1 protein-coding gene is annotated in these 520 nt (G+C 65.2%); it reads right to left on the bottom strand.

Annotation, left to right across the window (positions count from 1 at the left end):
* Nucleotides 1–154: 154 nt before the first annotated feature.
* Nucleotides 155–457: a helix-turn-helix domain-containing protein gene (locus ACFPCY_RS43090; protein WP_378265720.1), complete on the bottom strand. Its 303-nt coding sequence runs from the start codon at nt 455–457 to the stop codon at nt 155–157.
* Nucleotides 458–520 lie beyond the last annotated feature (63 nt).

The following is a 520-nucleotide window of genomic DNA, read 5'->3' as shown; positions in this document are numbered from 1 at the left end:
GAGCCTGTGCGCGCCTGCGTTGGGTCACCCGGGCCTCGGTCATCGAATGATGCATGAGGTGTGGCGAACAGAGCCGTGCCCGGTGGTGCGATGGGGCTGGGGGGCGGCCTCTCACCTTGGGCTTATGAAATGTCCACCTGCTTCGAGACCAGTTTCAGCAGTCCTGGAGAGCGCGCTGAACAGTCTTGGTGGAACATCCCACGGCGGCGGCAATGACCCCGTGGGAGTGGCCTTGTTCGGCTAGGAGACGGATGCTTTCGGCTCGCAGAGCTGAAGATGCAGAACGTACGGCGGTTGCCTTACTGACGTTGCGACGACCGCTAGTGGTCTTTTTTTCGGAGCGGGCTGCACCGCCTTTGGCGCCGAGGGCGCGAGCAGTAGCGGAGCCTTGCCCTGCAACGACTCGGCGACCAGGGCGATGCTGGTGCCGGCTGATGGAGGCGGCCAGATCGCGCACCTGGTCATCGGGCAGCGGTGCCACGCCTTGTTCGGCGGCCACGGCCTCATTGATGCCGCGGGC

Source organism: Actinomadura gamaensis, from assembly GCF_042652125.1.
GTDB classification, from domain to species: Bacteria; Actinomycetota; Actinomycetes; order Streptosporangiales; family Streptosporangiaceae; genus Spirillospora; species Spirillospora gamaensis.
This window is presented reverse-complemented; position numbering and strand designations above follow the sequence as displayed.